Source organism: Planifilum fulgidum, assembly GCF_900113175.1.
GTDB classification, from domain to species: domain Bacteria; phylum Bacillota; class Bacilli; order Thermoactinomycetales; family DSM-44946; genus Planifilum; species Planifilum fulgidum.
On record NZ_FOOK01000031.1, the window covers coordinates 1 to 13,208 of the forward strand.

Annotated in this window: 14 protein-coding genes and 1 pseudogene; 6 read left to right on the forward strand and 9 right to left on the reverse strand. The window is 59.8% G+C overall.

Annotated features, from left to right (window positions below):
• Both BM063_RS14170 and BM063_RS14175 read left to right on the forward strand, forming a co-directional pair.
• Positions 1-229 (forward strand): transposase (locus BM063_RS14170; RefSeq protein WP_177199179.1); only part of this gene is annotated, 229 nt, incomplete at its 5' end.
• A 587-nt stretch (positions 230-816) separates the two neighbouring features.
• Positions 817-1,323 carry a class I SAM-dependent methyltransferase gene (locus BM063_RS14175; protein WP_177199180.1) on the forward strand — a complete coding sequence of 169 codons (507 nt, stop codon included), beginning with the start codon at positions 817-819 and terminating at the stop codon, positions 1,321-1,323.
• 186 nt (positions 1,324-1,509) lie between these two features.
• On the opposite strand, the gene BM063_RS14180 is transcribed toward BM063_RS14175, so the two are convergent.
• A complete protein-coding gene (locus BM063_RS14180) occupies positions 1,510-2,169 on the reverse strand; it encodes a DJ-1/PfpI family protein (RefSeq protein WP_092040409.1) in 660 nt (219 codons plus the stop codon).
• A gap of 61 nt (positions 2,170-2,230) precedes the next feature.
• Complete coding sequence (locus BM063_RS14185) at positions 2,231-2,827, reverse strand: TetR/AcrR family transcriptional regulator (protein WP_092040412.1); 597 nt, start codon at positions 2,825-2,827, stop codon at positions 2,231-2,233.
• Between the two features lie 282 nt (positions 2,828-3,109).
• Here BM063_RS14185 and BM063_RS14190 point away from each other — a divergent pair, with 282 nt between their 5' ends.
• The 4 genes from BM063_RS14190 to BM063_RS14205 all read left to right on the forward strand — a co-directional run bounded on the left by BM063_RS14190 (position 3,110) and on the right by BM063_RS14205 (position 9,043).
• Positions 3,110-4,099 carry an AAA family ATPase gene (locus BM063_RS14190; RefSeq protein ID WP_092040416.1) on the forward strand — a complete coding sequence of 330 codons (990 nt, stop codon included), beginning with the start codon at positions 3,110-3,112 and terminating at the stop codon, positions 4,097-4,099.
• Positions 4,096-5,304: a DUF58 domain-containing protein gene (locus BM063_RS14195; RefSeq protein ID WP_092040419.1), complete on the forward strand. Its 1,209-nt coding sequence runs from the start codon at positions 4,096-4,098 to the stop codon at positions 5,302-5,304. Before BM063_RS14190 ends, BM063_RS14195 begins: the two co-directional genes overlap by 4 nt.
• The gene (locus BM063_RS14200; protein WP_177199181.1) at positions 5,285-7,462 is read left to right on the forward strand and encodes a transglutaminase TgpA family protein; all 2,178 of its coding nucleotides are present in this window, start codon (positions 5,285-5,287) and stop codon (positions 7,460-7,462) included. Before BM063_RS14195 ends, BM063_RS14200 begins: the two co-directional genes overlap by 20 nt.
• 222 nt (positions 7,463-7,684) lie before the next feature.
• Entirely contained in the window at positions 7,685-9,043 is a 1,359-nt protein-coding gene (locus BM063_RS14205; protein WP_092040426.1) for a glycoside hydrolase family 18 protein, read from the forward strand.
• Between the two features lie 232 nt (positions 9,044-9,275).
• On the opposite strand, the gene BM063_RS14210 is transcribed toward BM063_RS14205, so the two are convergent.
• The 7 genes and pseudogenes from BM063_RS14210 to BM063_RS18355 all read right to left on the reverse strand — a co-directional run.
• The gene (locus BM063_RS14210; RefSeq protein ID WP_092040429.1) at positions 9,276-9,887 is read right to left on the reverse strand and encodes a YncE family protein; all 612 of its coding nucleotides are present in this window, start codon (positions 9,885-9,887) and stop codon (positions 9,276-9,278) included.
• The gene (locus tag BM063_RS14215) at positions 9,851-10,648 is read right to left on the reverse strand and encodes a hypothetical protein (RefSeq protein ID WP_092040431.1); all 798 of its coding nucleotides are present in this window, start codon (positions 10,646-10,648) and stop codon (positions 9,851-9,853) included. The genes BM063_RS14210 and BM063_RS14215 overlap by 37 nt, the downstream gene beginning before the upstream one ends.
• 22 nt (positions 10,649-10,670) lie before the next feature.
• Entirely contained in the window at positions 10,671-10,916 is a 246-nt protein-coding gene (locus BM063_RS14220) for a hypothetical protein (RefSeq protein WP_143085373.1), read from the reverse strand.
• A complete protein-coding gene (locus tag BM063_RS14225; protein ID WP_092040436.1) occupies positions 10,909-11,457 on the reverse strand; it encodes an outer membrane lipoprotein-sorting protein in 549 nt (182 codons plus the stop codon). The genes BM063_RS14220 and BM063_RS14225 overlap by 8 nt, the downstream gene beginning before the upstream one ends.
• Positions 11,458-11,502: 45 nt before the next feature.
• A complete protein-coding gene (locus BM063_RS18190) occupies positions 11,503-11,637 on the reverse strand; it encodes a hypothetical protein (protein ID WP_281246708.1) in 135 nt (44 codons plus the stop codon).
• Positions 11,634-11,990 carry a hypothetical protein gene (locus tag BM063_RS18060; RefSeq protein ID WP_245752294.1) on the reverse strand — a complete coding sequence of 119 codons (357 nt, stop codon included), beginning with the start codon at positions 11,988-11,990 and terminating at the stop codon, positions 11,634-11,636. Before BM063_RS18060 ends, BM063_RS18190 begins: the two co-directional genes overlap by 4 nt.
• 22 nt (positions 11,991-12,012) lie before the next feature.
• A pseudogene (locus tag BM063_RS18355) lies at positions 12,013-12,507 on the reverse strand (sigma-70 family RNA polymerase sigma factor); the annotation flags it as partial.
• Positions 12,508-13,208: the final 701 nt, after the last annotated feature.

The window sequence follows — 13,208 nt, forward strand, 5'->3', positions numbered from 1 at the left end:
TTTAAGTGAAAGGGGCAAACAACTGTATAAACGACGGAGTCAGACCATTGAGCGCAGCTTCGCTGACGCCAAAGAACTTCATGAGCTTCGTTATGCACGCTACAGGGGGCTTGCCAAAGTCAGAGAGCAATGCCTCCTTATTGCCGTGGCTCAAAACATCAAAAAAATGGCCTTGCTCCTCTCGAAGAGAGGAAAAGGCTTTGTGATCCGCCTAATTTACCAAATCTAATCTCCTTTATCTGTTTATTCCCCATAAACATGCAACCCCTGGCGCTTTTCTTGCGAAAAGAGCCAGGGGGTTTGTCATCAATCTCAAGCCCCCGGCGGGGGCTTCTTTTTTTGCCCCTTCAGTGAAGGGGCCACCAACCCGTCAACAAGAGGACGGAGCTTGCAAGCAGGAATCCCCCCGCAAGCAAGGAAACGAGTCCAACAGCCTTAAAGAAAGAATTCTCCTTTCCGGCGGCGAAGGTTCCAAGCAACAAAAGAAACATCGCCGGGACAGAAAACCCCTTTTTCCATCTTCCCTCCGCGGGGATGTGTCTATTTATTTACCCTCGCCGACGACCGGGAGGACCCATCACGTTTAACCGGTCGGGAATTTTTCTACTTGACCGAAAAATGGGCGGACAAGCCGGAAACGGATGCCCTTAAGAGGCTCCGGCCTTCGCCTGCCGCAGCATCCGGTTTTGGGTATTGTACATATCACAACCGAAATGTTCAGTCTAGAAATTGGCGACCGGATTGTGCCATCATTCTTCTCGAAAAACGGATGGAAGGAGTATGAAACCTTGAAAGACGACTGGCACAATCCCGACTTTGCCCTCCATTGGGACCGGACGGATCTGGAAGGCAACCCGGTCCGCGCCGGTCAGCTGGATCTGCCCTTTTCTTCTCGGGCGACGGCTGCGTCCCCATGCCGCGGTTCTGGATCTGGGCATCGGATCCGGAAAGGTGGAAGAGAGGCTGCTTCCCCTTCGGCCAAACGTCCGGGTGGTGGGCGTGGATGCGTCCGCGGCCATGCTCAGCCTGGCGAAACAGCGGCTGAAGGAGGCGCAGTTCCGCCTGATCCGGCACGACCTCAACGACATCGAAAGCCTCTCCCTCCCCTCCGCGCCGCTGCAGGCGGTCATCATCGTCCAAACGCTGCACCATCTGCCCCATCCCAAACAGAGAGAGGTGTACCGCTTCGTCCACCGCCATCTCGAACCCGGCGGACTGTTCCTGTTCATGGACCGCGTCCGGTTGCCGGCCGCGCCGACATGTGGGAATGGCTCGAGCAGCAAGCGGAACACAAGAGCGGAAAAAGCGGGGAACAATTCCTGACGGGGCTTCGCGGCAAGGACGACTCCCCGGCCTTGCTGGAAGAACATCTCGCATGGCTTGCGGAAGCCGGGTTTGCCGCCGGATGCCTTCACCTCTCCCTGAACCGGGCGCTGGTGGCGGCGGTAAAAGAGGAGGGTTGAACGGTTCGCGCGGAAGACTTTTCAACCGGTCGGACGGGTTCCCCATTCATCCGGCAATCCCCGGACCGGCCGTCCCTCCGGGTTCAAACTCGATGGCGCCGGCCAGCATCCGCTCCGCCTCTTCTCCCAGAAAGCGGCGGACGATGTGCAACGCCAAATGAATCCCCGAGGTCACCCCTCCCGAGGTAATGACCCCTCCTTCATCCACCACTCGCCTCCCCCTGCAGACCCTCACCTCCGGATAGCTCTTCTGAAAGTGATCGAGAACGGCATGGTGGGTGGTCGCCCGTTTCCCGGAAAGCAAGCCGGCTTCGGCCAGAAAATAGGCCCCGGTGCAAACGGAGGCGACCACCTCCGCGTCCTTGGAGCGCTCCCGGATCCACCGGAGCACACTTTGGTTTCCCAAAGCTTTTTGCAGCGGCGCGAAGGAGGCCCCGGGAAGCAGCAGAACATCGAAAGAGGGAGCGTCGTGCAAGCCGCAGTCCGGCAAAACCCGCAACCCGCCCTTGGCGGTCACCATCCGCCCCCCTTCCGAAACGGTACGAACCAAAAAGGGCGGATGTTGCGGAAGGTCCCTTCCCAGCAGCCGACCCCTCAGTTCCTTTCCGTTCCGCGCCGCATAGGAAAAGACCTCATACGGCCCCGAAAAGTCGAGGACATCGACGCCGTCAAACAGAAAAATCCCCACATGAATCGGCCTGTTCACCTTTTCTTCCCCCTTTTCCCTTTAAGACCGATCGGTCTGTCCCGACCGAGAAAAATCGCCGTTAAACGGCGAAAACATCCCTTTTCAGATACTGTCGCAGGTGATCCGCCACCCTCTCCATGGGATCCGTGTCTCCGTACAGCCTGCTCATCATCAGGGCTCCTTCAAAGGAGGCCGTCAGAACGAGCGCAACGGTGCGGGAATCCGCATCCGGGCGAAGCGTACCCTCCTCCTTCCCCTGATCGATGATCCGGATCAACCGTCCGAGGAAACGATCCAGGGCCTCCTGGGTCCGTTTCCGCAAAGCCGGATGGGCGTCATCGCTCTCCACCGAGGTATTCAGGATCGGACATCCCCCGGGAACCGGGGGGTTTTTCGCATAGTCGCGAAAAGATTCCACAAGGGCGAGCAGTTTTTCATCCGCCCCCTTTTTGCCGGCCAAACGACCGGCAAACCATCGCTCCACCCGCCCGACGGCATAGTCGAAGGACTCCAGGGCCAATGCCTCCTTGCTTGCAAAATGGTTGTAAATCCCCCCTTTCTGAAGACCCGTCTCCCGCATGATGTCGGACAGGGCGGCCCCCGAGAATCCCTTGCGGTTGAACAGGGAGGCCGCCTTTTCCAAAATCCGTTGGCGAGTCGACTGCGAAGCGGACATGGCTGATCACTCCTCTGCAGAGACCGACCGGTCGGTCCTTGAACAAGGATATCCCACCCCGGTTCCCTTGACAATCCCCGGCGCCGGCTGCCGTTCCTTTTCCGCCGGGGAAGAACCCGTACAAAGGATTCAAAACCGTTCATGTCGATTGTTCCCGAACGGTGCCGGCCGGATAAGAGGAGAAGGCCCCCTCCATCGCGAATGAATAAAAAGACAGGTCCTCATGATCTTTTATTTGTTCTGAGAAATAAGTCGAAACAGTTTGAGAAAGGACCGGGTTTTATGAGCCAATCCGATCTCTTGACCGAGTGGGATCAGGGACAGCGTCAGATCATGCAAGTGGTCGATAACGTGGAACGGGTCATCATCGGGAAGAGGAAAACGATCCAGTTGAGCCTGGTGGCCCTGCTCTGCGGCGGCCACGTGCTCCTGGAAGACGTGCCGGGCGTGGGCAAAACCATGCTCGTCAAGGCGATCGCCAAATCCCTGGACCTCGATTTCCGGAGGATTCAATTCACTCCGGATCTTCTCCCTTCCGACGTGACCGGCGTTTCCGTTTACAACCAGAAAACGATGGAATTCGAATTTCGTCCGGGACCGATCATGGCCCATGTGGTGCTGGCGGACGAAATCAACCGCACGTCCCCCAAAACCCAGGCGGCCCTGCTGGAGGCGCTGGAAGAGGGAAGCATCACCGTGGACGGGACGACGATTCCCATCGAGCCCCCCTTCTTCGTGATGGCAACGCAAAACCCGATCGAGTACGAAGGGACCTATCCCCTGCCGGAGGCCCAACTGGACCGCTTCCTGCTCCAATTGCAACTGGGCTATCCGGATGCCTCCCAGGAGGCGGAAATGCTGGAACGGATCAAAGAACGGCATCCCATCGAAACGATCGAAACGGTGATGTCCCGGGAAACGCTCCTGTCGCTCCAAAAGGCGGTTCGCCAAGTGTACGTCCACCCCGACATCATCCGCTACATCGTGGACATCGTGGCGGCCACCCGTTCGGCGCCCGGCATTTATCTGGGCGCAAGCCCCCGGGGGTCCATCGCCCTCTTCCGCACCGCCCAGGCGCTGGCCTTTATCCGCGGTCGCTCCTACGTGGTTCCGGACGATGTGAAGGAGCTCGTCCCTTGCACCCTGAAGCACCGGATGATGCTCACCTCCGAGGCACGCCTGAGCGGGCTGACGATCGATCGGGTGCTCCGGGACATCCTGCACAGGATTCCCGTCCCGGTTTTGCCGGAGGAAGGAAGGAGATCCCCATGAAGGGGGAGCTGCGGGGACTCTACCTCCTCCTGGTTCTGCTGGCCGCCTCCTTCGCCTTCGGCAAGTTTCAGGGGGGGTTCGTCCCCTGGTTCCTCTTTTACGTCACCCTTTCCCTCACCCTGTACGTCGGCGCCGTCGCCCTGGGAGCCCTCCGAAAAGTGGTGGTGGCAAGGGAACTTTCTCCAAAGCGGCTGACGGCGGGAGAAACCCTCCATGTGACAATCCGCTACCGGGTTCTTTCCCACTTTCCCCTGTCCTGGCTATATTTCCGGGAAAAGAGCGACCTGAAACACCCCCGGCAAGGCCATCTCGTCTTCGGATGGCGAAATGCCGGTGAAATCAATTATTCTCTCTCCCGGATTCCCCGGGGAAGGCACCTCTTCGAAGGCATCGAGGTGACGGCGGGGGATCTCTTCGGATTTGTAAAAAAAAGGTTGTCCGCGACCGACCGGGAAGAGGTGCTGGTCTATCCCCGGGTGAGGCCGATCCGCCTGTGGCGGACGGCGAACGACCGGAACGCGGGCCACAGCTTTTCCATGAATCGGATCAGCGAGAACGTCACCTCCGTGGTGGGAGTGCGGGACTATGTCCCCGGCGATCGCCTGCACCGGATCCACTGGAAGGCGACGGCCCGGGGGCAGGGACTGAAGGTGAAGGAATTTGAACACCGGACGACCAACGATTTTCTGTTCGTGCTGGACCGACGCGAATGGTCCTACGGCGGCAGGCGGGAGCTCTTCGAACGGGCCGTCAGCCTGACCGCTTCCCTGATCGCCTACGCCATCGACCGCCGTTTCAGCACCGGGCTGGTTTCCTGCGGCAAAAAGCGCGCGGTGTTTCCCCTCGGCCGCTCCCAGGATCACATGCTTCGCCTTTTCGAGCATCTGGCCACGGTGGAAGCGGACGGAAAGGAACCCCTCAGCCAGACGTTGCTGCGGGAAGCCGTCTACCTGCCCGCGGGGGCCACGCTGGTGATCGTGACCCCGCTGTTGGACGATCCGCTTTCTCAGGCCCTCATCCAATTGGCCTACCGAAAGGTGAAAGTGGAACTGCTTTGGATCGCAGACCCGGAAGATCGTCCCAAAGCCGACGGCCGGTGGCTGGAAACCCTGGCGTCCCTCGGAATCAAAACGGTGCGGATCGCCGACGACAACTTCGATGAAGCGCTCCGGGGAGGGATCTCCGATGGCATCCCCACCGCATGAAGAGTGGGATTGGGAAAAACGGCTGGGCGCCTTGGTCTTCGCCGCCCTGCTGGGTTGGGAATGGCTGTGGCCCCTCCCTCAGGTGACCGACACGCAGCAAATCGGATGGTTTGCCACGACCTTTCTGCTCTTTTTATCCCTGGACACCTTCCGGGTTCCCGGGAAGATCGGCATCCCCGTCAAATTGGCGGCCATTTCCGTTCTCTTAATCGGATTTTATTTCAGCCCCCTGCCCCAGCCCGGGGAATGGCGGGCCATCCTTCTGGGCGAGGCGGTTCCGGGATACGCGGAGGAGCCGCCCCTGTGGGCCTACTTCACCGGTCCTCCCGGCCGCACCGCCGCCTTTTTCCTCTTCCTGTGGGCGGCGGCCGCTTTCCTCGTCCGTCAGATGGTGCGGAAAAGGAAAGTGATGCTCCCTCTCCTTCTGACCATCACCTATCTCTCCATCCTGGATTCCTTCACCCTCTTTGACGGAAAGGGCGCCGTCATCCGGAGCATCCTGTACGGTCTCTTTTGCCTGGCCTGGTTCCGTTTGAACCGGCTGCAAAGGGATGACCGAATCCCTTCCGCCGTAAGGGGGTGGTACGCCGCCACCTGGGCGCTGATCGCCCTGGCGGTGGGAATCGGATGGCTGGCCCCCAAGGCGGACGCCAGTTGGCCCGATCCGGTTTCCTGGATCACCAGCCTGGATGAGCGGGCGGGAAACAAGACCAAATACCGGTTCGTCGGCTACTCCACCGATGACCGCCGCCTGGGGGGCCCCTTCATCCAGGATCAGCGGGTCGCCTTCCGGGCGACAGCGGACCGGCCCTACTACTGGCGGGGGGAAGCCCTGGACATGTATACGGGTCACGGCTGGGAAAAAAACATGGATGTGCAACACCTGCCCGTACCGGATCATTTATATCCCGACCCCGACGTGGTGGTCTCCGATGGAGACCTTTTATTCCACAATATGAAGGCTGAGGACAACCGGGCGACCATCGTCTGGAGCCTGCCCCGGTACCACGTCCTGTTCGCGCCGGGCGGACTGCGCCGGGCGGACCCCGGGCAGCCCCTCATCGCGGAATCGCTGCACAGGGGCTTCTTCTTCCCCTACGATCCCCCCGACCGATACAGCGTGACGGCGGAAATCCCCCGGATCGATGAGGACAAACTGCGGCAAAGCCCCGAAGAGTATCCCGAAACGATTCGCTGGGCGTATCTTCAGCTTCCGAAGGGCCTGCCGGATCGGGTGAAAAAGCTGGCGCGAAAGATCACCGCCGACGCGAACAATCCCTACGACAAGGCCCGGGCGGTGGAGCAGTTTCTCCGGACCGAGGGCGGCTTCCGCTATGAAACCCAGGATGTGCCGGTCCCGGAGGAAAACGAAGACTTCGTCGACCAGTTCCTGTTCGACACGAAACGAGGGTATTGCAACCATTTCTCCTCCGCCATGGTGGTCCTGCTCCGCGCCGCCGATGTCCCGGCGCGGTGGGTGAAGGGGTTTGCCCCCGGCGAAGCGGAATTGGAAGACGACCGGTACCGCGTGACGGTGCGCAATGCCGATGCCCACTCCTGGGTGGAAGTGTATTTCAGTGAAGTCGGGTGGATCCCCTTTGAACCGACGCCCGGATTCACCAACCCAACCCCCGTGGAACGCCAAGAAACCCGGGAAGATGCCGGGGAAGACGCCGATTCTTCTCCCCTGCCCTCCCCGGGCGACCGGCGCGATCCGGAAATGAAAGATCCTTCCGCCACCACCCCTTCCGGGGAGGAGAAGGAGAGAGCCTCCGATGCCGGAAAGCGCAGAGCGTGGTGGACGGCCGGTTTCCTTCTCCTTGCGGGATGGGCGGTTTGGACCTTCCGCCGCCGGCTGCTTTGGTGGTGGCTCCACCGGTACCCTCGCATCGAGGAGGGAAACCGCTCCACGCTGATCCACTCCTTCCGCCACCTCCTGCGCCTGCTCGCCTGGAAAAGGGGGCCGAGGAAACCCCACCAGACAGCGAGGGAGTATGTCTCCGGGAGCGATTGGATCTTCTCCGCCCCCAGCGCCGAAATGCGGGAAATGACCCGTCTGTTTGAACGGGCCCGTTACGGCAAGATGGAGAAAGACCCCTCCCTGTGGGAGAGGGCCAGACACCTGTGGAGGGCCCTTTTGAAGCAGACCCGTCCCTGAAAGGCGATGAAAAAGCGGAATCCTTGGGATTGGGAAAAGGATTCACCCTATTTCGGCGGCAGAAAACCGCCCCTTCCAACATCCTCCCTTCGGAGGATTATTCTTTTTTCGACAAATCCTCCAATCTTCTTACAAAATCTAGTCCTTTTTCCTCTTGATTCTGTCTCCGGCTCCGCTAAGATGTGGTGTACATACAACTCTTTCCAGAGGAGGTGGATCTTTGTGAGAAACCATTACGATCTGAGCCGTCGGCGCGCCGATCCGGCCCGGCGGGCTTCGGAGGAGACGAAGGCGGAAGGCGGCATCGGCGGCCGGCGCTTTCCTTGGTTGACTTGCGCCTTCATCTTCTCCCTTCTCCTCGGAACCGGCACCGCCGTCTACGCCATCTCCGCCTTCAGCTCTCCCCCTCCCGTACCGAAGTCCGGCGCGGCGCTGACGAACGGGACCGACGATCCCGTCGACGGGGCGGGGGATGAAGCCGCCGGTTTCCCCATCAGCGAAGACGAAGGGGACACGCCGCCCGTCTGGGAGGACGCGCCGGATCCCCCCGCCCCTTCCGGTCCCGCGGACACCGCCGATGCGCAAAAGCCGAAGCGGCGGCGCCCACCGGACACTCTCTCCTCCGGCCAGAAGATGCGGAAGCGGAGCGCGGTCGGAAATCTCTCTTCCGACGGCGGATTCCCTCCGCGCAGGGACCTGGAAGCAAGCCAGCCCCCATCCCCGCCCGACTCTTCCGCATCCGGAGACGAGGGCTCGAAGGCGCCCCTTTTCGATCCTCCCCCCGTTCGGGTGGCAGTCGGCTATCCCTTTTGGATGGCGTTCCAGGCGGGAGGATCCTCGTCGGAAGCGATCCCCGGGGAAATCAACCTTTTCGGATACCAACTGCTGGCCGACGGAACGGTGAACACCGCAACGGAATCGGGACAGAGGGAGGATGTGCGGGCCATCCGCTCCGCCCGCCGGTCGGGGGCGCCGCTGGTTCCCATCGTCGCCGTCAACGATCCGGATTTCTCCCAGGGCATGCTCACATCCCAAAAACAGCGGTCCCGGACGGCGGACCGGCTGATGCGATGGGCGGCCGAACGGAACTTCGACGGGATGGACATTTTGCTTGGTTCCATCGCCCCGTCGGAGCGGGAGCATCTCACCCCGTTCTTCGAGGAACTGGCGGAAAAACTGCACAGGGAAAACAAGCGGCTCGGGCTCCACGTTCTCCACGCCGCGGCCGTCACCCGCACGGAATGGAAGCAGTGGGGACAAGCCGTCGACCGATTGAAAATCCACCCTTATCTCCCCGGCGAAAGACAGCCCGAGGACAACGCTTCCCTGGAACCGATCGATCAGCTCCTCCGGCTTGTGCCCCGGGAAAAGGTGATCTTCGTCTTCCCCGTCCAGGGGAAGAATGAATCCATCCGGCAACCCGATCCGAAGGGACACGCCGCCGTGATCCCGGACCATGAGAAGACAAAGGCGGTCATCTCACACCTTGCGGAACGTCACCCCGACATCGACATCCAGCTTTGGCTCCTGGAGGGGGTTGAAACTTTGAATTATCCGGCGGAAAGGGCGCAATCGGATTGAGTCATACGGCAGGGCGGGCTTCCGCAAACTGGGGGCGAAGCGCCTCCGTCCCCTGCAAAAAAGGTCCCCGCTTCCATTCGGAAGCGGGGACCCGATCGATAGATAGAGAATTTTCCGCCGGGCGCCTCCTTTTACGCGGAGTCGAGTCAAAATCTCCTCCCCATTCCCGGGCTTTGGGAGTTGTCGACCGCCTCGGCCGCTTCCAAGGGAAGCGGAGGCCCTTGGCAGACAATTAGCGCCTCTGTTCGATGATCAGCAGTTCCACTCCGTCCCTCCCGGTCAAAAAGCGGCGGGTTTCCCAATCGAGGACCTTGACGGTTCTTTCCGTCGTCACATAAGCGTGCCGGCCGTCGGGGGAAAAACCGACCGGTTGAAAGTTGACGCCCGATCCCAACCTGCCCAGCACCCGGATCCGCTCCGCATCGGCCATGACCAGCCCCCCTTTCGCCTCCCCTTCCCCACTCCAGGGTCCCGCCAGGAGCATCCGTCTGCCGTCGGAGGAGAGCTGGATCATCTCGGCATCCAGATCCAGCCGCCTCCCTTCGAAGGTCTCCAGATCGATCACACCCAGCCCGGAATATTCGCCCTTTTGTGTCCGCCCGCCGGAATCTTCCGCCACCCCATCCTTCCGTCCCGTCACAAACAGGCGCCGCCCGTCCGGACTGAGCTGCGCATGCCGGAAGGTGCCGGTCATCCACTTGGCTTCGGCCCCGGAAAACAACCGGTGAAAAATCCTTTCCCACAGCGGAGAACGGTAACGGACCGCCTGATTGCGAACTGCTTCCCCCTGCCCGAGATCCACCTGGATCACCCGCTCCGGTTCACCGCCGACGATATAAAGCATCTCTTTCCGCAGGTCCCAGGCGATCGCCGGTGTGTGCGATTCGATGACGGGAGAATCCCCTGTCCTTGAAGCACGGTTTCGTCTTTTATCTCCTCCAGAGAAACCTGCGACCGGATGTTGCCGCTCATCGGGTCAATGGTGTACGCCCGTCCTCCCTTGTTGCCCTCATCCTTTGTGGCACCGTATACGGCCAGATTTCCCCCGGACAGGATGACCATCTCCCGGGGCTCAAAGAATCGGGGGAACCGGGCGATACGCGCGGGCTTCCGGTCATTCAGCCCGAAACGGTACAACCCGAATTCCTCCGGCAAACCGGGGGAATCCTGTTCAGCCGGCGCCAGCCAATACAGGGTTTTTCCGTCCGACGCAAAGACAAAGCCCTTCACCGGACCGTCCAGCGTGAAATCGGCAGTTCGCTCCTTCCACTCCTTCAGGTCGATGATCCGTAAAACGCCCTCCTCAAAATCAGAGGTCGGCCAGGCCACGAGGGCCAGCTTTTCCCCGTCCGGGCTGACCGCCCTGTCGAAATGGGCCCCGGCACGAAGGGGCTTGTAACCGGGGAGATCCTCCAGGGTCAGCGGATCTACCGGCTTTAGCTTCAACTCCTCCTCTTCTCCGGCCGGTTGCACCAAAATCACCTTCTGCACCGCCGTTGAATCTTCCCCGGCGGACGGTGCATTCGCCCGGGAAGGGGGAGCACAGCCGGCGGCAAACAGCAGGGCCATCACCAACCATCCAATCCTTTGCAAATTATGGGTCATGCAGCAACCCTCCTCCACCGGTTCAAGGAACAAAGAACAATCCGAGACCCACGTCCTGCAACTTTTGTTTGCCGTCCGCGGAAAAGGTCAGCCCTTTCAAAAAGACCATATATTTTCCCGGGGGAACATCCACCCGCCACGTGGCTGTGGCTTGGACGGACTTTCCCGGCGGGATGGTGACACCGGCCAACGCATCCAACTCCTGCTCCCATACTCCCTGCTCCTCTTTCAAATACCCGACGGACAAGCGGGCCCTTTGGTCAGTCAATCGAACCGGGCTCTCCCCGACATTCTCCAAAGTGAGACGGAAGGCCACCCTCTCGCCCCTCCGGTACGCCGGTGGAAGCGAAGCGGATCCGGAGCGGCCCCTCCTCTAAAGCAGTCTCCTCCTTCCCCTCAAAGGCGGGGGCATCGGGAAGATCCGGCTGGAAGATGGCTGAATCCATGGGGGGATTGTACTCGATCTCCCTCACCTCCTGTCCGAAGCGGAGGCGGTTTTGGGAATCAAAAGCTTCCATCTTCAGGGCATAGAAGGTCTCCCGATCCACCCAGAGACGCATGCGGGTGATCTCCTCGGCGAAGCGGCGATCCCGCCCAGAAAGTTCCAGCTCGTAGCAATGCCTGCCGGCCACCCTGCCTGAACCGATCAGTTTCACATCGTACTGGTCGGAAGGCAGCCGAAGAAGCTCTTCCAATTGTTCCGCCCCCATATAGGGGCCCGCCAGGTTCGAGACGGCGGTCTGGGAGACGGAATCGATCCACACCACGGTATCCCGGGAATCGGAGGACCAAAACCGTCCTCCCGCCATCACGACGGTCCGCCGAAACGAGCGGGGAAGGGAATAGGTGATCTCCTACCGGAAACGGCCCGGATTCTCATACCAACGCTCGGATACGGACCGATAGCGGGTGCCGTCCTCCCTCCCCCCCCAGTGGACCATCGTCGCCCGATAACGGTCCACCCGCATCGACCGGGCTGTTTGTTTCATTTTGGCAACCACTTCCCGGGCATCCACATCGGGGACCGGTTGAAAAAAGATGCCGATCCGACCAGCAACAAGGCGATGACGGCAGCCATCCATGGGAGGGGCCATCGAAGGCGCCGCAGCTTTCCTCCGCTCCCGTCGGCACCTTTCAAGCGACCTCTGGATTCGTCGACATCCGAAGACCGGGCACTTTGAAGCAGTTCGGCGCGCAGGGAAGCGACAAAATCCGGATCCGGCCTTTCCGGCGCCGACAGTCGGTTCGCCACCTCTATGAGCCCGGCCAACTCCCCATCGGAACAACGCTCCGGATGCTTCAGGCATCGGGCCAACCGTTCCGCCTTCTCCCGTTCCGTCATCTCCCCTCACCGCCCTTTGCAAGGTTTTGAGCGCCCGATACAGCATCATTTTGGCCGTATCTTCGCTTTTTCCCAACACAGGACCGATTTGTCGAAATGAAAGGTCTCCGCAAAAGCGGAGAATGACCACCTGCCTCTGTTCTTCGGGCAAATCGTCCACCGCCCGCCACAAATCCAGATCGCGAAAAGGCTCCCCGTTATCTTTTTCCGGAAAATTTGCGGAAAGCGGGCCACCGGCCACCTCCCGCCCGGCCCGGCGGAAATGATCGGCCACCGCCCGGCGGGCAATGCCGAACAACCAAGCCGAAAAGGGCTTTTCATCCCACTGAAAGCGACCGATGGATTCCAACGCGCGACGAAACACATCCGCAGTCACATCCTCCGCATGGAGGCGATCCCCCACCCGCCCGTAAACATATCGGTAAACGGGCGTCACATAAAAGTCGTAGAGGCGGCCAAACGCCTCCGGATCGCGTTTGGCCCGCTCCAGCAACTCCCGCTCCCCCGGATCCGCCAAGATCCGCTTTTTGCCAGTTCCTCCAACACCCCGTTATCACCCCCGCTTCCAACAAGCCCTTTGAACGTTATATCGCTTGAAGTCGTTAAAAAGGAACGCCCTTCACTTTTTTCCTCCTACGAAAAAACCCCCTGCCGAAGCAGAGGGTTTGTGTAAAAAAACAGCCCTGATAACTTGGATCGAACAACTCGTAATCCCACATAAAAACCAAAAGCCGCGATTTTACGCGGCTTTTTGATGACGCGTCCCCGGAGGATTTGAACCACCTACCGGTTCGCAGTTTAAGTTGCGGTGTTCATAAAGAATTTTGATGTATGTCCGATCATCGAAAAACCTTGAAATTACGCCATTTCTCAAGGATGAACCGTCTTCTGTGCATAGTGATTCTCTCTCATTATTTGAGGTTTGTTTGCAATTTGGTTTGCAGATTCGTTTGCAAAAAGGGCGGGATCATCCCGGCCTTAGATGTTTAAAATTTCAGCCTCTCATAGGTAACCTACAAACGATTCCCATGTTCAAAATCCACAACCCGGACTATCTGTTTCAATCCCTTATAGGTAACCTACAAACCAAACGAGCCGCTGAAGCGTTTGCTCAGCCCACCTAGTTTCAATCCCTCATAGGTAACCTACAAACGCCATTGCCAACGAATGGGACCCAGCGAAAAATGATGTTTCAATCCCTCATAGGTAACCTACAAA